Source organism: Microbacterium sp. KU4F (assembly GCF_056868075.1).
This window is the reverse complement of record NZ_CP200324.1, coordinates 2,536,193-2,558,184: the sequence shown is the minus strand read 5'-3', so window position 1 is coordinate 2,558,184 and position 21,992 is coordinate 2,536,193. Positions and strand designations below refer to the sequence as shown.

Annotated in this window: 20 protein-coding genes; 8 read left to right on the top strand and 12 right to left on the bottom strand. The window is 69.6% G+C overall.

Translation table 11 applies throughout. The features are described from left to right. Positions 1-64 precede the first annotated feature (64 nt). The 4 genes from AC1VNH_RS13010 to AC1VNH_RS12995 form a co-directional block, all read right to left on the bottom strand. Entirely contained in the window at positions 65-910 is an 846-nt protein-coding gene (locus tag AC1VNH_RS13010) for a transglutaminase family protein (protein ID WP_483111826.1), read from the bottom strand. Then, the gene (locus tag AC1VNH_RS13005; RefSeq protein WP_137419271.1) at positions 907-1,839 is read right to left on the bottom strand and encodes an alpha-E domain-containing protein; all 933 of its coding nucleotides are present in this window, start codon (positions 1,837-1,839) and stop codon (positions 907-909) included. Before AC1VNH_RS13005 ends, AC1VNH_RS13010 begins: the two co-directional genes overlap by 4 nt. Next, the gene (locus AC1VNH_RS13000) at positions 1,833-3,617 is read right to left on the bottom strand and encodes a circularly permuted type 2 ATP-grasp protein (protein WP_483111825.1); all 1,785 of its coding nucleotides are present in this window, start codon (positions 3,615-3,617) and stop codon (positions 1,833-1,835) included. The genes AC1VNH_RS13005 and AC1VNH_RS13000 overlap by 7 nt, the downstream gene beginning before the upstream one ends. A 515-nt stretch (positions 3,618-4,132) precedes the next feature. Then, entirely contained in the window at positions 4,133-4,504 is a 372-nt protein-coding gene (locus AC1VNH_RS12995; RefSeq protein WP_483111823.1) for a hypothetical protein, read from the bottom strand. Between the two features lie 10 nt (positions 4,505-4,514). On the opposite strand from AC1VNH_RS12995, the gene AC1VNH_RS12990 reads away from it, so the two are divergent. From AC1VNH_RS12990 to AC1VNH_RS12965, 6 genes are all read left to right on the top strand, one after another. Then, entirely contained in the window at positions 4,515-4,778 is a 264-nt protein-coding gene (locus AC1VNH_RS12990) for a hotdog family protein (RefSeq protein WP_483111822.1), read from the top strand. Further along, positions 4,775-5,437: an SDR family NAD(P)-dependent oxidoreductase gene (locus tag AC1VNH_RS12985; protein WP_483111821.1), complete on the top strand. Its 663-nt coding sequence runs from the start codon at positions 4,775-4,777 to the stop codon at positions 5,435-5,437. The genes AC1VNH_RS12990 and AC1VNH_RS12985 overlap by 4 nt, the downstream gene beginning before the upstream one ends. A 25-nt stretch (positions 5,438-5,462) precedes the next feature. Beyond that, positions 5,463-5,690, top strand: coding sequence for a hypothetical protein (locus AC1VNH_RS12980; RefSeq protein ID WP_483111820.1), 228 nt, complete (start codon positions 5,463-5,465; stop codon positions 5,688-5,690). Then, entirely contained in the window at positions 5,687-7,309 is a 1,623-nt protein-coding gene (locus AC1VNH_RS12975) for an AMP-binding protein (RefSeq protein ID WP_483111819.1), read from the top strand. The genes AC1VNH_RS12980 and AC1VNH_RS12975 overlap by 4 nt, the downstream gene beginning before the upstream one ends. Next, positions 7,306-8,175, top strand: a complete 870-nt coding sequence (locus AC1VNH_RS12970; RefSeq protein WP_483111817.1) for an amidohydrolase family protein — start codon at positions 7,306-7,308, stop codon at positions 8,173-8,175. The genes AC1VNH_RS12975 and AC1VNH_RS12970 overlap by 4 nt, the downstream gene beginning before the upstream one ends. 226 nt (positions 8,176-8,401) lie before the next feature. Beyond that, complete coding sequence (locus AC1VNH_RS12965; protein WP_483111816.1) at positions 8,402-9,346, top strand: acyl-CoA dehydrogenase family protein; 945 nt, start codon at positions 8,402-8,404, stop codon at positions 9,344-9,346. A gap of 3 nt (positions 9,347-9,349) precedes the next feature. Here AC1VNH_RS12965 and AC1VNH_RS12960 read toward each other — a convergent pair whose 3' ends face one another. The 3 genes from AC1VNH_RS12960 to ddaH form a co-directional block, all read right to left on the bottom strand. Continuing rightward, positions 9,350-10,141: an IclR family transcriptional regulator gene (locus AC1VNH_RS12960; RefSeq protein WP_483111815.1), complete on the bottom strand. Its 792-nt coding sequence runs from the start codon at positions 10,139-10,141 to the stop codon at positions 9,350-9,352. A 476-nt stretch (positions 10,142-10,617) separates the two neighbouring features. Then, the gene (rocD, locus tag AC1VNH_RS12955) at positions 10,618-11,832 is read right to left on the bottom strand and encodes an ornithine--oxo-acid transaminase (protein ID WP_483111814.1); all 1,215 of its coding nucleotides are present in this window, start codon (positions 11,830-11,832) and stop codon (positions 10,618-10,620) included. 20 nt (positions 11,833-11,852) lie between these two features. Continuing rightward, positions 11,853-12,707, bottom strand: coding sequence for a dimethylargininase (gene ddaH / locus AC1VNH_RS12950; RefSeq protein ID WP_344230919.1), 855 nt, complete (start codon positions 12,705-12,707; stop codon positions 11,853-11,855). A gap of 177 nt (positions 12,708-12,884) precedes the next feature. On the opposite strand from ddaH, the gene AC1VNH_RS12945 reads away from it, so the two are divergent. Further along, the gene (locus AC1VNH_RS12945; RefSeq protein ID WP_483111812.1) at positions 12,885-13,772 is read left to right on the top strand and encodes an aldo/keto reductase; all 888 of its coding nucleotides are present in this window, start codon (positions 12,885-12,887) and stop codon (positions 13,770-13,772) included. A 98-nt stretch (positions 13,773-13,870) separates the two neighbouring features. Here AC1VNH_RS12945 and arfA read toward each other — a convergent pair whose 3' ends face one another. The 5 genes from arfA to AC1VNH_RS12920 form a co-directional block, all read right to left on the bottom strand. After that, complete coding sequence (gene arfA / locus AC1VNH_RS12940; protein ID WP_483111811.1) at positions 13,871-15,382, bottom strand: arabinosylfuranosidase ArfA; 1,512 nt, start codon at positions 15,380-15,382, stop codon at positions 13,871-13,873. A 50-nt stretch (positions 15,383-15,432) separates the two neighbouring features. After that, on the bottom strand, positions 15,433-16,386 hold the full coding sequence (locus AC1VNH_RS12935) for a carbohydrate ABC transporter permease (RefSeq protein ID WP_483111810.1): 954 nt from the start codon (positions 16,384-16,386) through the stop codon (positions 15,433-15,435). Next, positions 16,386-17,300, bottom strand: coding sequence for a carbohydrate ABC transporter permease (locus AC1VNH_RS12930; protein WP_483111809.1), 915 nt, complete (start codon positions 17,298-17,300; stop codon positions 16,386-16,388). The genes AC1VNH_RS12935 and AC1VNH_RS12930 overlap by 1 nt, the downstream gene beginning before the upstream one ends. A gap of 70 nt (positions 17,301-17,370) precedes the next feature. After that, positions 17,371-18,705 (bottom strand): ABC transporter substrate-binding protein, encoded by a 1,335-nt coding sequence (locus AC1VNH_RS12925; protein ID WP_483111808.1) that lies wholly within the window; start codon positions 18,703-18,705, stop codon positions 17,371-17,373. 160 nt (positions 18,706-18,865) lie between these two features. Beyond that, complete coding sequence (locus AC1VNH_RS12920) at positions 18,866-19,891, bottom strand: LacI family DNA-binding transcriptional regulator (protein ID WP_483111807.1); 1,026 nt, start codon at positions 19,889-19,891, stop codon at positions 18,866-18,868. Between the two features lie 166 nt (positions 19,892-20,057). Here AC1VNH_RS12920 and AC1VNH_RS12915 point away from each other — a divergent pair, with 166 nt between their 5' ends. Next, entirely contained in the window at positions 20,058-21,971 is a 1,914-nt protein-coding gene (locus AC1VNH_RS12915) for an MDR family MFS transporter (protein WP_483111806.1), read from the top strand. Positions 21,972-21,992 lie beyond the last annotated feature (21 nt).

The window sequence follows — 21,992 nt, the reverse complement described above, 5'->3', positions numbered from 1 at the left end:
GTCTCGGGCCGCATCCTCCGACATTCGGCCGATTCTCCGACCGGGCCGAGGCGCGGCGCGGGGATCAGGCCTCGCGGGTGATCGTCACCTTCACGTGCAGGTTGCTCTTGAACGGGCCCGCATACACGCCGCGCAGCGGCGGCACGTCGTTGTAGTCGCGACCGCGCCCCACGAGCACATGGCGGTCGCCGATCTCGATGTTGTTCGTCGGGTCGAAGCCGGTCCACTCGCCGGCGAACCACTCGACCCACGCGTGCGACTCCCCCGTCACCGCGACGCCGACCTCGGCCTGCGGACGCGGATGCAGATAGCCCGACACGTAGCGCGCCGGGATGCCCACCGAGCGCAGCGCACCGATCGCGATGTGCGCCATGTCCTGGCACACGCCCTTGCGCGCTTCCCACGCGTCGATGGCCGTGGAGTGCACGCCCGTGACACCGTGCATGTACTCCACGGCATCCCCGATCGCGACGCAGATCTCGTGCGCCGCGCGGCCCGGGTCGTCGTGACGCGCTGCGTAGGATGCGGCGAGCTCCGCGACCTCGGGATGCGGGCGCGTGCGGTTCGTCTGCGTCAGCTGCTCGACGGTCTCGAGCGACCGAGCCGCCTCGACGGCGAGCCGGTCCCAGGTGATGCCGGTGTGCTCGATGGGCCGCGGACGCACCTCGACGAGGGAGCGGGCGGTGATCGTCAGCGCCCGGTGCGGCGAGAGCACGTCGAACGCGCTCACCCGCGTGCCGAAGTAGTCGACGTACGTGTTGACGGCGGTGGACGGCTCGATCTCGAGCGCCGCGCTGAGCACGAACTGGCTCTCGGTGGTGCCGGGCAGCATCCGCGCCTCGTTGTAGGAGGCGGAGACGTCGCCGCCGTATCGGAAGCCCGTCTCGTGCTCGATCCGCAGCCGCTTCATGAGGTCTCTCCGATCCAGCTGGGCTCGGCCTGCGTCGGGAAGAAGCGCTGGCGGATGGCGTCGGACGCTTCGCGCGTCACCGTCTGAACCCGGAGCATATGGGCGGGAAGCTCGCTCAGGATGTCACCGATCGGCAGATACTCGAGGTCGTTGCGGATGCGACCGAGCGCCCGCAGCACCTGATTGGACTGCCCCACGCGGTCCTCACGCGGGTCGATGGCCGAGATGCACTCCTCGGCCCGCGAGATCGAGTAGATGATCGAGCGCGGGAAGAGGCGGTCGAGCAGCAGGAACTCCGCCGCGTTGCGCGCACTCGGCATCCCGCGATAAGTGCGCAGGTACGCCTCGTATGCGCCGCAGGAGCGCAGGATGGTGGTCCACGACGGCCCGGACGCCTCGGTCAGCGACCGGGTCGCGAGGAGCCGCGCCGTCATATCGGCCCGCTCGATCGAGCGGCCGAGGGTGAAGAACTGCCAGGCCTCGTCCCGACTCGTCGACGAGTCGACGACGCCGACCGCCAGGGCGGCGCGCTCGCGCACCCACTGGAAGAACTCGTGCACCTTGTCGGTCTGCAGTCGCCGCGGCATCCGGGCATTGGTCGTGTTGAGGCACTCCCACAGCTCGGTCGAGACGATCTCGCGCGCGCGGCGTGCGTTCTCGCGCGCCGAGGTCAGCGAGTAGAGGATGCTCGAGGGGTTCATGCGGTCGACGGCGAGGCGCGCGAGGACGTGTTCGCGGGTGACCGTCTCGACACCGTCGGGCGGCGAGGATCCCATGACCGCGAGCAGCGAGCGGCAGGCGGTGTCTTCGTCGATCCACGGGTCCTCGAGCAGCAGCTGCAGATGCACGTCGAGGATGCGGGCGGTGCCGTCGCTGCGCTCGATGTAGCGTCCGATCCAGAACAGGCTCTCGGCGATCCGGCTCAGCAGCATTCCGCACCCCCATCCATGTCCCGATTGCTGCAACGCATGTCCCGGTTGCCGCAGTTTTCGGGGTCGATTCCTGCGGAAAGTGGGACATGCCGTGGGGCGGATGCGGACTGTTGCTGCTGCTCCTGCTGCTCGACGTGGGAGCGCGGGCGGTCATGCGGCGAGTGATCGACCTCGTCGGGGGTGGCCTCGAGTCCCGCATCCGTGATGATCGGAATGGCCTGCGTGATCGTCGACGCCTGGTCGGCCACGAGCCCGGCCAAGCCCTGACCCTGCCCGTACTCGACGTGGCCGGGAGCTGCGCCGCCGACCACCCACGTGTCCTTGGAGCCGCCGCCCTGGCTCGAATTGACGACGAGCTGACCCTCCGGAAGCGCCACCCGGGTGAGACCGCCGGGCAGCACCCAGATGTCGTCGCCGTCGTTCACGGCGAACGGTCGCAGGTCCGCGTGACGCGGCCGCATCCCGTCTTCGACGAGCGTGGGGATGGTGGAGAGCATGACCACGGGCTGCGCGATCCACCCGCGCGGGTCGGCCAGCAGGGTCTTGCGGAGCGTATCGAGCTCGGCGCGGGATGCGTCGGGGCCGACGACGAGCCCCTTGCCCCCGGAGCCGTCGACGGGCTTCACCACGAGCTCGTCGAGCCGGTCGAGTACCTCTTCCAGCGCCGCCGGATCCTCCAGCCGCCAGGTGTCGACGATCGGCAGGATGGGCTCCTCCGACAGGTAGTAGCGGATGAGGTCGGGCGTGTACGTGTAGAGCAGCTTGTCGTCGGCGACGCCGTTGCCCACCGCGTTCGCGATCGTGACGTTGCCCATGCGTGCGGCGAGCATGAGTCCCGGCGCGCCGAGCATCGAGTCGGCGCGGAACTGGAGCGGGTCGAGGAAGTCGTCGTCGACACGGCGGTAGATGACGTCGACGCGCTTGGGCCCGCGGGTGGTGCGCATGAAGACGCGCCCGCCCATGCACAGCAGGTCGCGTCCCTCGACGAGCTCCACGCCCATGAGTCGCGCGAGCAGTGTGTGCTCGAAGTACGCCGAGTTGTACACGCCGGGCGTCAGCACGACGACGTTGGGATCGTCGATTCCGGGCGGGGCCGAGGCGCGCAGGGCCGCGAGCAGCTTGTTGGGGTAGTCGCCCACGGGACGCACCCGCATCGAGAGGAACAGCTCCGGCAGGGTCTGCGCCATGACCCGCCGGTTGGAGATGACGTAGCTGACGCCCGAGGGCACCCGGACGTTGTCCTCCAGCACACGCATCTTGCCGTGCTCGTCGCGGATGAGATCGATGCCCGACACCTGGATGCGGACGCCGTTCGCCGAATGGATGCCGGCGGCCTGGCGATAGAAGTACTGGCTCGACGCGATCAGACGGGCCGGGATCACGCCGTCGCGCACGCAGTTCTGGCGGCCGTAGGCGTCGTCGAGGAAGGCCTCGAGGGCGCGGACGCGCTGCTTGACGCCCGCCTCGATCTCGCTCCACTCCGCGTAGTCGATGATGCGCGGCACCGCATCCAGCGGGAACGGCCGCTCCTCGCCCGCGAAGTCGAAGGTCACGCCCTGCGCGAGGTAGCTGGAGGCGAGCGACTCGGTGCGTCCGCGCAGCTCCTCCTGCGTCATGCGCGCCAGCGCCTGGTAGAGCTCGCGGTAGGCGCTGCGCGACTCCGCCGCCGCCCCGGGGTGCGCGGGATGACCGAACATCTCGTCGAAAGCGGGCAGCCCCTGCGGGGTCTTGCGCGGCGCGAGAGTGGAGCCGTAGCCGTCGAACAAGTCGCCCATGCGATGAGCCTAATCGCGCGCGTATTGCCAGGATGTTTCTCCGCCGTTCGCGGCGCGGATTCGGGCCCCCGCCCGGCGAGGATTCGGGTGACCGCCCGGCGAGGCGCGCCACCACGCCCCGCGCGCACCGTGCCGCGCACCCGGCCCCGCGCGCACCGTGCCGCGCACCCACCCGTCGCACGCGCACCGTCCGGCATCCGTGTCTCACTTATGCACGCCCAGCACCCCCGAAACCTGCACAAGTGAGACACACACCGCCCCCACCCCGGCGCCTGACACCCACACCCGGCACCTGGCATCCGGCACCCGGCATCCGTGTCTCACTTATGCACGCCACACGCACCAAAAACCTGCACAAGTGAGACACGCACCGCCCCCCACCCGTCGCGCGCACATCGCCCGGCAACCGTGTCTCACTCACTCACGCCACACGCACCAAGAACCTGCACAAGTGAGACACGCCCTCACGCCCCGCCCCCACGCACACCGCCCCGCCCCGCCCCGCAGCCGCCGCGTCAGGGACGGGCGCGGGCGGCGCACAGGGCGCTGACGACGAGGCAGGCGAACATGCCCGCCGCCATCGGAACCGCGGTGTGCGAGCCGAGGATGCCGCCCACAGGCGCCGCGGCGGCGGCCACCGCGTACTGCGCCGAACCCATCAGAGCCGCTCCCGCACCCGCGGCGAAACGCGCCCGCGACAGGGCGAGAGCGCTCGCGCTGGCCAGCACGGCCGACGCCGCGGCCCCGCTCACGAGAACCGGCACGAGGAAGGTCACGAGCGTGAACGGCCCCCACAGCGCGAATGCCAGCAGCGCGCTGGTGGCCACGAGCGCGGCGCCCTGGGCGGCTGCCGCCGCCGCGGCCGCCTCGCCGTTCGGCGGGCGCATCGCGCACGGCATGTTGACCCTCAGCATGGTCGTGCTGCCCCTGCGCGAGATCTACCGCGTGAGCGGGGCCAGCGCCGGCATCGTCTACGGGTTCGATCGCATCCGCTTCCCCGCCCCGACGCCGTCGGGCGGACGCATCCGCCTCACCGGCCGGATCGCCGAGGTCGAGGACCGCGGCGACGCGCTGCAGGTCACACTCGCGCTCACCTTCGAGGTCGAGGGGTCCGCGAAACCGGGGGTCGTCGCCGAACTGATCCTGAGGCATTTCCGGTGAGCGGCATCCGACTCGACGGTCGGGTCGCGATCGTCACCGGTGCGGGCAGGAGCCTCGGCCGGGCCTACGCGCTCGCCCTCGCGGCCGCGGGAGCCGCGGTCGTCGTCAACGACGTGGATGCGGCGTCGGCCGACACCGTGGTCGAGGAGATCCGCGCCGGCGGCGGCTCGGCCACGGCAGCCGTGGCGGCTGTGGGTTCGACGGCCGCCGCCGAGCAGCTCGTCCGCGCCGCCGTGGACACCTTCGGTCGCCTCGACATCCTCGTCGCCAACGCCGGCGTGCTGCGCGACCGGGTGCTGTGGAAGATGAGCGACGAGGAGTTCGACCTCGTCGTCGAGACGCACCTGCGCGGCACTTTCACGTGCGCTCGGGCCGCCGCATCCTTCCTGCGCGAGCAGGGCGAGGGCGGGCGCATCATCCTGATCGGGTCTCCGGCAGGCCAGTTCGGCAGCTTCGGCCAGACCAACTACGCGGCCGTGAAGGCGGGAATCGTGGCGATGGCCCGCACGTGGTCGCTCGAGCTCGCCCGCGCCGACATCACGGTGGACGCCGTCGTCCCGACGGCGCTCTCGCCCATGACGGCCACGATCCCCGCGTACGCGCAGGCCTGGGAGGACCACCTCGCGGGCCTGCCGGTTCCGCCGGCAGCTCCGCCGTGAGAAGGCGCTGGGCACGCCCGACGACGTGGCGCCGCTGGTGGTGTGGCTCGCCTCGGAGCGGGCCGCGGGCGTCACGGGTCAGGCCATCGGGATCGGTGGCGACCGGCTCACCCTCTACGCCCACCCGCAGGTACTCGACACCGACCACCGGGACGGCGGGTGGAGCGCGGAGGAGATCGACGCCGCCTGGGCCGACCGGTTCGCCGCGCAGGCGCAGCCCTCGGGACCGCCGTCGCGGAGGGAGGACGCGTGAGCGGCATCCACTACAGCGATCTGTGGGCACGGATCGCGCAGGCCGATCCCGATCGCACCGCGATCGTCACGCCGACGCGGCGCCTCAGCTACGCGCGGTTCGCCGCGGAGGCGGGTGCGCTCGCGCGGTACCTGCGCGAGAGCGGCGTGGGTCTCGGCGACGCCGCGGCCCTGCTGCTGTACAACCGGGTCGAGTACCTCACCTTCTTCTGGGCGTGCCTGGCCGTCGGCGCCTCCCCCGTGGCGATCAACTACCGCTACCGGGCGGGCGAGGTGCGGGCGCTTCTGCAGGACTGCGACGCGAAGGTGCTGATCGCACCGACCTCGCTCGCGCGCGTCGCCGCCGAGGCTGTGACGGGGCTCGAGCCCCCCGTGCGGCTGATCGCGGTCGATGACGAGGACGGCGCCTCCTCCATCCCCGGCGCCGATGACTACGACGCGATCGTCGCGGCGGGTGGCGAGATCCCGGTGGCCGCACCTCGCGGCGCCGACCTGCGGCTCTACACGGGCGGCACGACCGGCGCCCCCAAGGCGGTCGTGTGGGAGATGGACACCCTGCTGCAGGCGCGCCGCCAGTCGACGTGGGGAGTCATCGGGATCGACCCGCCGGACGACCTCGACGACGCGGCCCGCATCGCGACCGACCCCGCCACCCCGCGGGTGGTCACGCTGCCCCTGCCGCCGATGCTGCACGGCACCGCGCAGTCCACGACGATGGGCACGCTGGCCCTCGGCGGCACGATCGTGCTCCTCGAGAACGCGCACCTGGACGTCTCCGATGCCCTCGCCCTCGTGCACCGGCACGGCGTGACGCGCGTCGTGGTGGCCGGGGACGCCGTCGCGCTCCCCTTGGTCGAAGCCGTCGAGGCCGACGGGCGGGGTCTCGGCCGGCTCGACTCGATCATGAGCTCCAGGATGCGCTTCAGCGACGAGGTCAAGCGTCGGCTGCACGCGCAGGGCGATGTCATGATCGTCGACCTGCTCGCCTCCAGCGAGGGCGGGCCGTTCGCGTTCGGCATCACGCGCGCGGCCGAGGATCTGCCTGCCAAGCTCATGCTGACACCGGGCACCGTGCTGCTGGACGAGGATCTCACCGAGATCCCACCGGCCGCAGGTGCCCGCGGCATCCTCGCCTTCCGCGGAGTCCTCCCCCGCGGCTACTACGGCGACCCGGAGAAGACCGCACGCACGTTCCCGACCATCGGCGAGCACCGTTACGTCATGCCCGGCGACTGGGCGCTCGCGCGCGGCGACGGCTCGGTCGAGCTCCTCGGCCGACTCAGCGCCGTGGTCAACACAGGCGGTGAGAAGGTCTTCCCGGCCGAGGTGGAGGAGCAGCTGCTGACGCATCCCGACATCGACGACGCCGTCGTGTTCGGCCTGCCGCATCCGCGGTTCGGCGAGGTGGTCTCGGCCATGATCGTTCCCGTCGCCGGCGCCGTCGTCGACCTCGACGCCCTTGCGGCGTACCTCGACGAGCGACTCGCCGGATACAAGAAGCCCCGTCAGGTCTTCGTGCGCCCGACGCTCGCGCGCAGCCAGACCGGCAAGATCGAACTCGCGCGCGTCAAGGCCGACGCCGCCGCCGAACAGGCAGAACGGATGCAGGGAGCACGATGACCATCGACCTGAACACCGTCACCGCGATCGACGTGCACGTCCACGTGCAGATCGACGACAGCGGACGCACCGCGTCGCCGCCCACCCTGACCGCCGCCATGGCGGCGTACTTCGGCAGCAGCGAGCCGCCGCGCACGGTGGATGCGACCGCCCACTACTACCGCGAGCGCAAGATGGCGGCGGTCGTGTTCACCGTCGACGCGACGACCAACCTGGGCCACGCACCCAACAGCATCGACGACCTCGCCGCGGGTGCCCACCGCAACGCGGACGTGCTGATCCCGTTCGGCAGCGTCGATCCGCTGCAGGGCGAGGCCGCCGTCGAAGAGGCCCGCCGCCAGGTCGGTGAGCTGGGCGTCCGCGGCTTCAAGTTCCACCCCTCGGTGCAGGGCTTCGACCCGTCCGCCGACGAGTTCGATCCGCTCTGGTCGACGATCGAGGAGCTCGGTGTCCCGATCATCGTGCATACCGGGCAGACCGGTGCCGGCGCCGGCACCCCGGGCGGCTGGGGGTTCCGGCTGTCGCTGTCGAACCCGATGCTCCTGGACGACGTCGCAGCGCGGCATCCGGAGCTGCAGGTGATCATGGCCCACCCGAGCGTGCCGTGGCAGGACGAGGCGCTCTCGATCGCCGCGCACAAGCTGAACACGTGGATCGATCTGTCCGGCTGGTCGCCGAAGTACTTCTCGCCCGCGCTCGTGCGGGCCGCGCGCACGTACCTGAAGCACAAGATGCTCTTCGGCTCCGACTTGCCCGCTCTCACCCCCGACCGGTGGCTGAACGACGTGCAGACGCTCGAGCTCCCCGCGGACGTGCACGAGATGATCGTCAAGCAGAACGCCGCCCGGCTGCTGGGACTGTCGTGACGGCGGCACCCACCGACGTCTTCGGCTACGCCGCACAGCTCACCGGCGCCGAGTCCGCCAAGCTCGCCGAGCTGAGGAGCTGCTGGAGCGCAGCGCCCGCCCGCATCTGGCCACCTGGTGGGAGGATGCGCACTGCCCCGCGCACCTGCGTAAGGAGATCGCGGCGCTGCACCTCGAGGATGACCCGTCGATCATCGACGCCGACGGCGAGCCGCGCCCGCTCTACGTGGGCTTCCGCCACCTCGAGCTCGCCCGCTTCGACATGTCGATCGGCACCCTCTACGGCGGCCAGGTCGGCATGTTCCGCACGCTCGTGCGCCGGCGCGGCTCCCTCGAGCAGGTCGAACGATGGGATCCCCGCATCCGCTCGTTCGATCTGACCGGGTGCTTCGCGCTCACCGAGCCCGATCACGGCTCAGACGTGGGCGGCGGCCTCGAGACCACCGCGACCCGTGAGGGCGACACGTGGCGCATCCAGGGGCACAAGCGCTGGATCGGCAATGCCGCACTGTCCGAGGTGATCGTGGTGGTCGCCCGCGACACCGCCGACGATCGGGTGAAGGCGTTCCTCGTGCCGCGAGAGGCCGAGGGCGTGACGGTGCGCGATGTGACGGGCAAGATCGCGCTGCGGATGGTGCGCAACGGCGACATCGAGCTGCGCGACGTGAGCGTGCCCGAGAGCGACCGGCTGCAGCGCATCGACTCCTTCGCCGATCTCGCCGCGATCCTCGCCGACCTGCGGTTCGTCGTCGCGTGGAATGCGGCAGGGCTCCAGATCGGGGCGTACGAGGCGGCGTTGGCGTACGCGATGCGCCGGCGGCAGTTCGGGCGGCCGATCGCCGGGTTCCAGCTCGTGCAGGAGAAGCTGTCGCGGATGCTGGGCAATGCGACGGCGACGCTCGCGCTGGCAGTGGCGATCACCGACGCCCGCCAGAACGGCGGCGCCGACGAGATGCAGGCCGCGCTCGTGAAGGGCTGGGCCGCCGACCGCGCCCGCGAGACGGTCGCCCTCGCCCGGGAGATCTGCGGCGCCGAAGGCATCCGCGTCGACAACGACGTCGCCCGCTTCTTCGCCGACGCCGAGGCGCTCTACACGTTCGAGGGCACGCGGGAGATGAACGCGCTGATCGTGGGACGCGCCGTCACCGGGCTCAGCGCCTTCACGCGCTGAGGATCAGGACTCGGGGCGGGCGTACCCCGCCGCGGCGAGCTGACGGGAGATGGAGGTCGCCGTCAGACGCACCAGGTGGATCATGTTCTTGCCGTCCACATCCTGCTCGGTCAGAGCGAGCGAGCAGGCGGCGACGACGGAGCCGTCGGCGGCGTAGACGGGAGCGGCCACGCTGATGTGCACGTTGTCCACCTGACGGTCGCTGACGGCGTAGCCGCTGCGGCGGATGTCGGCGAGCAGGCGCTCGAGCAGGACCGGGTCGGTGTAGGTCCGCGAGGTGAACGCGGTGAGCGGGCGTGAGAGGACCTCCTCCCGTACCTCCTCCGGGGCGTGTGCGAGGAGCACGAGGCCGATCGCGGTCGCGTGCAGCGGATACCTGTTTCCGACACGGGGGCGCGGCGCCTGCCGCCGGGGGCTCTGCAGCAGCTCGATCGAGACGAGCTCCAGCCCCTCGCGGATCGCGAGGTGCGCGGCGTACCCCGTGGTCTCGTAGAGGTCGAGCAGGTAGGGCCGGGCGAGGCGCTGCAGCCCGACCGACCGCGGCGCGAGCGACGCCGTCTCCCAGAGGCGCAGACCGATGTTGTAGCGCCCGTCGCCGTCGCGCTCCAGCGCGCCCCACTCGGTCAGGCGCTTGACGATGCGGTGACAGGTCGCGATCGGGAGCCCGGTGCGGCGGGAGATGTCGGAGAGGGACTGCCGCACGCGGCCGCCCTGAAAGGTGCCGAGGATGGCGAAGGCCCGGTCGATCAGCGAGCGCGCACCGTCGTCGGACGTCCCCTCCAGCGCCATCGCCATGCCCCCCATCATCGCGGATGCGTCCCGCCCTGGCTATGCCCCGTTTCCGCTGCATGGAACTCGCCCGGGGCCCCACCGCATCCCGCGCCCGCATCCGTGTCTCACTTATGCACGCCCAGCACCCCACCAACGTGCACGAGTGAGACACGCACCACCCCGTGCGCGCCACGCGCACACCCCGTACCCGCATCCGTGTCTCACTTATGCACGCCCAGCGCCCCACCAACGTGCACAGGTGCGACACGCAACGCCCCGCGCACATCCCGCGCACATCCGTGTCCCACTTATGCACGCCCGCGCCCCCGAAACGTGCACAAGTGAGACGCGCAACACCCCGCACCCACCCCGTGCACATCCGTGTCCCACTTATGCACGCCCGGCGCCCCCGAAACGTGCACAAGTAAGACACGAAGGGGCCCGCACCACGCACGGGCCTGCAGCGCACCGCCCGGGCGTGCAGCGCCCCGGCGTGCGCGTCAGGCGGTGAGGACGAGCTTCAGCTGCTCGATCGCCCAGTCCAACTCCGTCGCGCGCACCACGAGCGGCGGCGCAATGCGGATGGTCTGTCCGTGGGTGTCCTTCACGAGCACGCCGCGCCCGAGCAGCCGCTCGGCGATCTCGCGCGCGGTGCCCTGCGCGGGGTCGATGTCCACGCCCGCCCACAGCCCCGCCACACGCACCGCCGTCACGCCGTGACCGACGAGGTCGTTCAGACGTGCCTCGAGGTGCTCGCCGAGCGCCTTCGCGCGCTGCTGGAACTCGCCCGTGGCGAGCATCTCGACCACGCGGTGACCGACGGCCGCCGCCAGTGGGTTGCCGCCGAACGTCGAGCCGTGCTCGCCGGGACGGATGACGCCCAGCACCGCCGCGTCGGCGGCGACGGCGGACACGGGAAGGATGCCGCCGCCGAGCGCCTTGCCGAGCACGTACATGTCGGGCACGACACCCTCGCGCTCGCACGCGAACGTGTATCCCGTGCGGCCGAGGCCCGACTGGATCTCGTCGGCGATGAACAGCACGCCGCGGCGGGTGCAGATCTCGCGCACGGCGGCGAGGTACCCCGCGGGAGGCACGATGACACCGGCCTCGCCCTGGATCGGCTCGATCAGCACGGCCGCGGTGTGGTCGGTGATGGCCGCCGCGAGGGCGTCCGCATCGCCGAACGGCACGGTGACGAAGCCGGGCGTGAACGGTCCGAAGTCTCCGCGCGCTTCGGAGTCGTCGCTGAAGCCGACGATGGTCGTCGTGCGGCCGTGGAAGTTGCCGCCCGCCACGACGATCTCGGCCGCGCCGGCCGGCACACCCTTCACGCGGTACGCCCACGCGCGGGCGACCTTGATGGCCGTCTCGACCGCCTCGGCGCCCGTGTTCATGGGGAGCACGAGGTCCTTGCCGCAGAGCTCCGCGAGCGCTGACGCGAAGACGCCCAACTGGTCGTTGTGGTACGCCCGGCTGGTGAGGGTGAGACGCGTGAGCTGCTCCTGCGCGACCGCCACGATCGCCGGATGCAGGTGCCCGAAGTTGAGGGCGGAGTACGCCGACAGCAGGTCGAGGTAGCGCTTGCCCTCCACGTCGGTGACCCACGACCCCTCGGCGCGGGAGATGACGACCGGCAACGGGTGATAGTTGTGGGCGAGGTGCGCGTCCTCGGCCGTGATGATGTCGCTCGTGGTGGTGTCGAGCACGGACATGTCGGTCTCCTTCATCGACGTCATCGGCGCAGTTCGAGCGTGCAGCATTTGATGCCGCCGCCGCCGAGCAGCAGCTCGGACAGATCGATCAGCACGGGGTTGTAGCCGCGCTCACGCAGCTGCGCCTCGAATCCCTTGGCGCGGGGCGAGATGAACACGTTGTAGCCGTCGCTGGCCGAATTGAGCCCGAAGACGTCGCCGTCCGCATCCGAGACGCGGATGGCGTCGGGGTAGCGCTCGGCGAGGATCTTCTGGCTCTCCTCGTCGAACGCGCCGGGAAGGTAGGCGATGTTCGCCTTCTCGACGCCGCCGGGGCCCTCGACAGGGTCCAGCACGGCGATCGCGGTGTCGAGGTGGTAGAAGCGCGGGTCCACGAGCGTGAGCGAGACGACCTCGCGGTCGAACACCTCCCCGACCTCGCGGTGACTGTCGCCGGTGGAGCGGAAGCCGGTGCCGGCGAGGATCGTGTTCCCGACCAGCAGGAAGTCGCCCTCGCCCTCGTTGACCTCCTCGGGGCGGGCGACGCGGAACCCGTTGGCGGCGAACCAGTCCATGAACGGCTCCGCCTCGCCCGCGCGCTCGGCGAAGCGGAACTTCGGGCCGTACGCGACACCGTCGATGACGAAGCCGCCGTTGGCGGTGTAGACCATGTCGGGAAGCCCGGGCACGCCGTCGATGAGGCGCACCTCGTGGCCGAGCGCGACGTAGGCGTCGTACAGCGTCTGCCACTGCGCGACGGCCTTGGCCGTGTCGGTCGGGTCGGCAGGCCGCATCCACGGATTGATGGAGTAGCTGACCGTGAAGTGCTCGGGACGGCACATCAGGTAGCTGCGACGCTGGGCGATACGGGATGAGGGCACAGATGCGGTGGACATTCAGCTCCTTCGACACACGGCGGACGCTGTCCTGGGGCCCGGCGGAGCTGTCAGAGAGCCGGCGACACGGGCACGCCGGATGACATTCTCGCACGATGATCCGGATCACGACCGGAAGCGCGTTCCCGGATGCGGTCGTGCCAGTCTGGAGAACACACCCCCTGTCGAAGGAGACCCATGAAGCAGCGCACCCTCGGACCGTTCTCCGTCTCGGCCATCGGCCTCGGAGCCATGCCTCTCTCGATGAACAACGACAACGAGCTCCCCGACCGGCAGAGCGCGATCGCGACCGTGCACGCGGCTCTCGACGCCGGCGTGACGCTCATCGACACGGCCGACATCTACGCCCCGAGCTGGGACGCGATGGGGCACAACGAGGAGCTCGTCGCCGAGGCCCTCGCATCCTGGGGCGGCGACAGGTCGTCGATCGTGGTGACGACGAAGGGCGGCATCACCCGCACCGAGCAGAAGGACTTCGGCCGCGACGGCTCGCTCCCCTACCTGCGCGGCGCCGTCGAGTCGTCGCTGCGCCGCCTCGGCACCGATGTCATCGACCTGTACCAGTACCACCGCCCCGACCGGTGGATCGTCTACGGCGAGATCATGCAGAACCTCAAGACGCTGCACGACGAGGGCAAGGTGCGGGCCCTGGGCATCTCGAACGCGAGCATCGAGGAGATCCAGATCGCCCAGGAGGTGCTCGGCGACGCGCTCGTCAGCGTGCAGAACGAGTTCTCGCCGCGCCACCCCGGCAGCTACAAGGAGCTGACCTACTGCGCGGATGCGGGACTCGCGTTCCTCCCCTGGAGCCCGCTCGGCGGCACCGGCGGCGGCGGACGCTCGGTCGGCGAGCGCTTCCGCGTGTTCTCTGAGGTCGGCGAGGCACACGGCGTCAGCCCGCAGCAGGTCGTGCTCGCCTGGGAGCTCGCCCTCGCCGACACCGTGATCCCGATCCCGGGCGCGCGGCGTGCCGCATCCATCACCGACAGCGCGAAGGCGGCCGATCTGCAGCTGAGCGCGGACGAGGTCGAGCGCCTGTCGTTCTCGGTGGGCATCGACGCCTGATCACCCGGCGGCGAGGGGACGAGCGCGGCGAGCGGAGGAGGTGCCCGCGCGCGTTCGCTCCCCCCGCCGCCACTCCTCCGCCTCCCCAGGCGGAAGCGTCAGCCGAGGGCGATCGCACTCCACGAGACCGGCGGCAGCGAGACCGTGAGCACGCCGTCGGCGAGGGCGACCGAGTCGTTCGCCCGTGGCGCGACGCGCTCGGGTGCCTCGAGCGTGTTCTTCGCGTACACATCGTCATCCGACAGGGTGTGCGCCTCGAGCACACCCACCTCTCCGAGCGCGGAGACGTCCACCGAGACCTCGATCGACTCGGTCGTCGACCGGTTGACGAGGAACACGGCGCTGCGTCCGCCGTCGGCGTCGTGGGTGGCCACGGCGTCGATGAGGGGAACCTCGCCGTACGCCTCCGTCAGGTACGTCGGGGCGTCCAGCTTGAGTCGCAGCGCCTCGCCCCGCGCGAGTCGGGACGTGATCGAGAAGGGATAGAACGTGCTCTGACGCCAGGCGATACCGCCCGGCTCGGTCATGATCGGGGCGATGACATTCACCAGCTGCGCGAGCGAGGCGCTCGCGACACGGTCGGCGTGCTTGAGGAGCGAGATCATCAGGTTGCCGAACACGACCGCATCGGCCACGGAGTAGATGTCTTCGAGCAGACGGGGGGCGATCGGCCAGTTGTCGATGCCGGTGATCTTGTCGACGCCGTGGAAGCGGTCGATGTACCAGACGTTCCATTCGTCGAACGAGATGTCGATGCGCTTGCTCGATCCCCGCACCGCCCCGACGTGGTCCGCCGTGGCGACGACCGTCTCGATAAAGCCGTCCATGTCGACCGCGGATGCGAGGAAGCTGCCGAGATCTCCGCCGCGCTCCTCGTAATACGCGTGACACGAGATGAGATCGACGTCGTCGTACGTGTGCGTGAGCACAACGCGCTCCCATTCGCCGAAGGTCGGCATGTGCGCGCTGGAGGAGCCGCACACCACGAGCTGGATGTCGGGGTCGAGCTGGCGCATCCCCTTCGCGGTCTGCGAGGCGATCTTGCCGTAGTCGTCGGCCGAGCGGTGGCCGAGCTGCCAGGGTCCGTCCATCTCGTTGCCCAGGCACCACATCCGCACATCGAAGGGCTCGGTGCGCCCGTTGGCGATGCGCTGTTCGCTGAGGGCGGTGCCGGAGCGGATGTTGGAGTACTCGAGCAGGTCGAGCGCCTCGAGCGTGCCGCGTGTGCCGAGGTTGACCGCCATCATCAGGTCGCTGCCGACCTTCTCCAACCACGAGGAGAACTCGTGCAGCCCGACCTCGTTGGTCTCCGTGGAGTGCCAGGCCAGGTCGAGCCGGCGCGGGCGCTGTTCGCGGGGACCGACCGAGTCCTCCCAGCGAAAGCCCGAGACGAAGTTGCCTCCGGGGTAACGGATGGTGTCGACGCCGAGCTCCTTCACCAGTTCGATGACGTCCTGGCGGAACCCGTCCGCATCCGCGGTGGGGTGACCGGGTTCGTAGATGCCGTCGTAGACGTGCCGGCCGAGATGCTCGACGAACCCGCCGAAGATCTTGCGGCGGATCGGCCCGATCGCGAACGCGGGGTCGAGGGTGAGGCGTGCAGAGGGCATGGATGTGCTTTCTGTCGAGGAGGTCGGGGTCGGTTCGCTGTCGGATGCGGTCACTTGACGCTGCCGAGGGTCAAGCCGCCCTGCCAGTAGCGCTGCAGCAGCAGGAACGACAGCAGCAGCGGCAGCACCGAGATGAACGCGCCGGAGGTGATGAGGTTCCACACCTGCTCGCCGCCCGCGCCGGCGTTGGAGAGGGCGAGCCAGCGGTTGAGGCCCACCGTCACCGGCAGGGTGTCAGGGTTGGTGAGCATCGCCAGCGGCAGGAAGAAGTTGTTCCAGGTGCCGACGATCGACAGCAGGAGCACTGTGACGATCGCGGGGCGCAGCAGCGGCAGCACGATCCGAGTGAAGGTGCGCCACTCCCCCGCACCGTCGATGCGCGCCGCCTCCAGCAGCTCGTCCGGCACGGTGTCCTGCGTGTACACGCGCATGAGGTAGACGCCGAAGGGATTCAGCAGCGAGGGCAGGATGACGGCCCAGCCGGTGTTCACGAGCCCGTACTGGCTGAGCAGCATGAACTGGGGGATGACCAGGGCCGTGAGCGGCACCATGACCGAGCCGAGGATCATGCCGAAGACGAACCCGCGCCCGCGGAAGCGGTACTTCGCGAATCCGTAGCCTGCGAGCACCGCGACCACCGTCGCTCCGAGACCCGACACGAACGCGTAGAGGAACGAGTTGCCGAGCCACCTCCAGTAGATACCGCCCTGGTGCTCGAACAGGCCCGCCAGGTTCGTGAAGAACTGGGCGGGATCGTCGAACCAGAAGGCGGGGCTGGAGAAGAGGCCGCCGGTGCTCTTGGTCGACGCGACGAACAGCCACCAGATCGGGATGACGAAGTACAGGGCGAGGATCAGCAGCAGGACGTGCGAGCCGATGCGCCGTCCACCCTGCATCCGGGTGCGGTGGCGCCGGGCATCGCGACGCGCGGCGCGGTCGAGTCGCGGGGTGCCTGCGGTCACGACGGCCCGGGTGTGGTCTGTCACGGCAGTGGGAATGGCCATCACTTCAGTCCGCTCTGCTTGCGCGTCAGGAACAGAAACCCGAACGATCCGATGAAGACGACGATCGCGAGGGAGAACGCGATGGTCGAGGCGTAGTTGAACTGGCTGTAGCTGAAGGCCAGCGCGTAGGCGTACATGTTGGGGGTGTACTCCGCGGGAAGGGCCCCGGACGCGATCGATCTCAGCACCGTCGGTTCCGTGAAGAACTGCAGGGTGCCGATCAGCGCGAACGTGATCACCATGACCATCGAGGACGAGATCATCGGCACCTTGATGCGGGTCGCGATCTGCCAGCCGCTCGCGCCGTCGATGCGTGCCGCCTCGTAGATGGCGGGGTCGATCGAGCGCAGGGCGGCGTAGATGACGATCATGTAGTAGCCGGACCACTGCCACGTGACGACGTTCACGAGGCTGCCGAAGATCGTGTCGCTCGCAAGGAAGTTCGGCGCATCCATTCCGAACAATCCGAAGATGGTCCCTGCCGGGCCGAAGCGAGGGCTGTAGAGGAAGCTCCACATCAGCGCGCCGATGACCACGGGGATCGCGTACGGGGCGAAGATCAGCAGCCGCGAGAGCTTGGAGAGCCAGGTCGCGAGGTTGTCGAGGACGAGGGCCGCCACCAGAGCGACCAGCAGCTGCGCCGGGATCATGACGATGGCATACAGCGCGACGCGTCCCAGCCCGCCGAGGAACAGCGGATCGGTGAAAGCCTTCAGGTAGTTGTCGATGCCGACGAACTTCGTACCGGTGGCCAGCGTGGAGCTGAACAGGCTCATCCCGAACGCGTAGATCAGCGGGAACACGAGGAAGGCGGCGAAGACGACGAGGAACGGGGCGATGAAGAGCCAGCCGACGCGTTGGCGGCGGACGTGACCGCTGGCGCGTCGAGGCGCGGCGATGGCGTGCGTGGACATGAGAGCTCCCTGCGGGCGTGGACGAACGGGCGGATGCGGTGGGCCGGCACGCGGCCGGCCCACCGGTCGATCAGCCGAGCGTGAAGCCCTGATCCTTCGCGTACTGCTCGAGCGTCGTCTGGAGATCGTCGAGTGCGGGAGCGGCATCCTTCGACTTGTCCACGACGACCGCGGTCACCTGCTGCTGCAGCTGGTCGTAGGCGTAGTTCTGGAACGGGCTGAAGGTGAATCCGCTGTAGCCGGCCGCCGCGGGGAGGAAGACCTCCTTGTTGATCTGCTGCCCGCCGAAGAAGGGGTACTCGAGGTCGCGGAAGTAGTCCGACTCCAGGATGGGCTTCCACAGCGGGAACAGGGCCGCCTTCTCGATACCGATCTTCCAGGCCTCCTCGGTGCCGAAGATCTCCTTGGCCACGGTGGCGGCCGCCTCCTTGTCCTTGGCCTGGCTGGTGACCGCGAAGGTCGAACCGCCCCAGTTGACCTGCACCGGCTGGGCCGCATCCCACTGCGGGATGGGCGCTGCGCGCCACTGGGCGCTCTCGTCGGTGCCCTCGAGACCCTGGAGGTAACCGGGGCCCCATGCCGCGGCGACGTAGATCGCGTACGACCCGTCCACCAGCTTCGTGTTGTAGTCCGCGGTGAAGGCCTCATCGACGGCGACCAGCCCCTTGGTGGCGAGGTCCTGCCAGTACGAGAGCACCTTCTTGGAGCCCGCGTCGTTGACGTCGATCGAGATGTCCTGCGGCGACGCGCTGTCGTACTGGAACGGCGTGGAACCCGCCTGCGCGAACAGCGCCTGCGTGAAGGCGCGGCCGTTGGGCGGGAAGTTGGCCAGGACGCCCGGGGCTCCGGCATCCTTCAGCTTCTGCGCGGCGTCCGCGAACTCCGCCCACGTCGTCGGCGCTGCGATGCCGTACTTGTCGAGGATGTCCTTGCGGTAGAGCATGCCCATCGGGCCGCCGTCGACCGGGATCGCGTAGACGGCGTCACCGCTGGAGACGTCTTTCCACGCACCGTCCGTGTAGTTCGCCTTGACGTCGGCTGCGCCGTACTGCGAAAGGTCGACGAGCGCGTCGCGGATGGAGAAGCTCGAGAGCACCTCCGCCTCCAGCATGATGACGTCGGGAGCGCCCGAACCGGACTCGATCGAGGTCGAGAACTTCGTGTACTCGTCGTTGCCCTGACCGGCATTGGTCCAGCAGATCTGGACGTCGTCGTGGTTCTCGTTGAACAGATCGACGACGTCCTCGAAGGACGGGTACCATGCCCACACCGAGACCTGCGTGGCGTCGGGCTTGAGGATCTTGTTCGTGCACGATGCCTCGGCGGAGCCGGATGCCGCGCATCCGGTGAGCGCCGCGGCGGCCACGGCGACGACGCCGAAGCCGGCGATGAGTCTGTTCTTCATGGGGCTGTGTGCTTCCTCTCGCGGTGCGGACTTCTGTGTCTCGCGTCAGTGGATGCGGTCAGCCCGGCATCTTCCCGTGCCACGCTGCACCCGCTTTACAACGTTGTAAGTAAACGTTGTAAATTCATGATGCCGCGCGGCGGCCGACTGTGTCAAGAGGTCAGTCGCGCGGCGCGTCGCCGGGCGCCGATTCCCGCCGCACGAGGCGGAAGTCGGCCAGCAGCCGCCGCGCCGGGCCCTGCTCACCGGGGCTCGCAATGCGCGCGAGCAGCGTCTCGACCGCCGTGCGCGCAATCCAGTCCTGCCCCGGATCGATCGTTGCCAGCGAAGGGATCGAGTACTGCGCCTCGTCGAGATCGTCGAAGCCCACGACCCACACATCGTCGGGAACCCGCAGGCCGGATTCCTGCAGGGCCCGCATCGCACCGAGCGCAAGGGTGTCGTTCAGCCCGAACACGGCGTCGAACGCGACGCCGCGATCGAGGAGCTCTCTCATGGTCTCCGCGCCGTTCGCGCGGTGCCACATCGTGGTGTACCCGACCAGCGTGTCGTCGTAGGCGATGCTCGCCGCATCCAGGGCCTCGCGGTACCCCGCCAGCCGGAGGCCCGCCGAGCCGATGACCTCGCCCGCGTGGGCGCCGACGACGGCGATCCTGCGCCGCCCCTGCGCCAGCAGATACTCGGTCGCCGCGCGCGCGGCCGCCACGTTCTGCATCGTGACGTGATCGCTCGGCCCGTCGAAGATGCGCTCGCCCAGCAGCACGAGCGGATAGGGCACGTCGAGGTGCGCCACATCCTCCTGCCCCATGCCCAAGGGGCTGAAGATGAGCCCGTCGGTGAGGCCGCGCCGAGGCGAGCGCAAGAGCTCGATCTCACGCTCGCGGTCGCCGCCGGTCTGTTCGACCAGCACGCCGACCCCGCGACTCTCCGCCTGCTGGATGATGGTCGCGGCGAGCTCGGCGAAATAGCTCAGCCCCAGGTCCGGGACGGCGAGCGCGAACGCACCTGTGCGCCCGCTGCGCAGGTTCCGGGCAGTCAGATTAGGGGTGTAGTCGAGCTCCGCGATCGCCTGCTCGACGCGCTCGCGCGTGGCGGGACGCACGTTCGGGTGATGGTTGATCACGTTCGAGACGGTCTTGATCGAGACCCCGGCGAGACGGGCGACGTCGTGCAGTGTCGGTGTCATCGCTCCCCCATCCGCTCACTGTACAACGTTGTACTGGCGCGATTCCGCCGCGCGGCCTGCGAGGCAGCCCGTCGCCGGCGCTCCGCAGTCACGGAGCGGGTCTATGATCAGACGTCCGATAGTTGCGGATAGTCAACTTTTTCCGCCTCGTCCCACCGGAGGCTCCATGTCCGAGACTGCGCGCACCGACCAGCCCGTGATGACGCACCGCGCCATCCTGCTGGTGATCTTCGGCCTCATGGCCGGCATGTTCCTCTCCGCGCTCGACCAGACGATCGTCGGCACGGCGATCCGCACGATCGGCGACGACCTGCACGGGCTGAGCCTGCAGGCATGGGTGACGACGGCCTACCTGATCGTCTCGACGATCGCCACGCCCATCTACGGCAAGCTCTCCGACATCTTCGGCCGCCGCCCCCTGTTCCTCTTCGCGATCATCGTGTTCATCGTCGGCTCCGTGCTCGCGAGCTTCTCGACCGACATGGTTCAGCTCGCCGCCTTCCGCGCCGTGCAGGGTCTCGGCGCGGGCGGGCTCATGTCGATGCCGCTCGCGATCATGGGCGACATCCTGGCGCCGCGTGAGCGAGCCAAGTACCAGGGCTACTTCCTCGCCGTCTTCGGAATCTCGAGTGTCATCGGCCCTCTCGTCGGCGGACTCTTCTCCGGCGCGAACCAGATCCTGTGGATCGCGGGATGGCGCTGGGTCTTCCTCATCAACGTGCCGATCGGCATCATCGCCCTGTTCATCGTCGTGCGCTTCCTGCACATCCCGCACCACCCCCGCGAGTCCGTCCGCATCGACTGGTGGGGTGCGGCGCTCGTCGTGGTCGCCCTCGTGCCCCTGCTGCTGGTGGCCGAACAGGGCCGCGAGTGGGGCTGGGACTCGCCCATCGCCATCGCCTGCTACGTCGTGGGTGCGCTGGGCGCTGTCGCGTTCGTGTTCGTCGAGCGCGCCATGAAGACAGATGCGCTCATCCCGCTGAGCCTGTTCCACTCGTCGACGTTCTCGATGGCGACCGTCATCGGCGTGCTCGTGGGCTTCGGCATGTTCGGCGCGATGCTGACGTTGCCGCTGTATCTGCAGCTCGTCCTGGGCGCGACGCCCACCGAGAGCGGCTTCCAGATGCTGCCGATGATCCTCGGACTCATGATCGCCTCGATCGCGAGCGGCCAGATCATCGCGCGCACCGGCCGGTACCGCATGTTCCCGATCCTCGGCACGCTGTTCCTCTCCGGCGGATACGTGCTTCTGACCTTCCTCCGCGTCGACAGCTCATACTGGTTCCTCGCCGGCGCCATGCTGCTGCTCGGTCTGGGCCTCGGCCAGCTCATGCAGACGCTGACGATCGCCAGCCAGAACTCCGTCGGGCTGCGCGACATGGGTGTGGCCACGAGCGCGTCGACCTTCTTCCGCCAGATCGGTGGCACCCTCGGCACCGCCGTGCTCCTCTCGCTCCTGTTCACGCTGGTGCCCTCCAACATCCAGAGCTCGTTCGCCGACGAGGAGACCGTGACGAACGCGCTGGAGGCGGCGCTCGACCCCGCCGTCACCCAGGCGCCCGAGAACGCGGCGATCATGAAGACGATCTACGACCCGATCGTCGCGAACCTGCAGCAGGCGGCGAGTGCCGCATCCGTCGATCTCTCGAACGAGGCCGCTCGCGAGGCGTTCGTCGCTCAGGCCGTACCGCAGGTGCAGGAGGCCCTCGCCACGAAGAACGACGACCAGAGCTTCGACGGCTCGGTCATGAACGACACGTCGTTCCTCAACGGCGCAGATCCCCGTCTGACCGCGCCGATCCTCGTCGGGTTCAACGACTCGGCGACGGTGGTCTACCGCGTGGCGCTGGGCGTCGTGCTGCTCGCCTTCGTGCTGACGCTGTTCTTCCGCACACCGCCGCTTCGGGCGAAGTCCGCGCTGCAGGAGGCGGCGGATGAGGCGGCCGCCGCATCCGAGTCCGACGACCCGGCGGTGCTCGCGCAGGCCGCCGCGGCGGATGCGGGTGCGCTGATCGCGCCCGACACCGGCCCCGTGCCCACCGCGGATCGCCCGCTCACCCGGCGCGACCTGCGCGACTGACCTCTGTCGGTCCCGCACCGC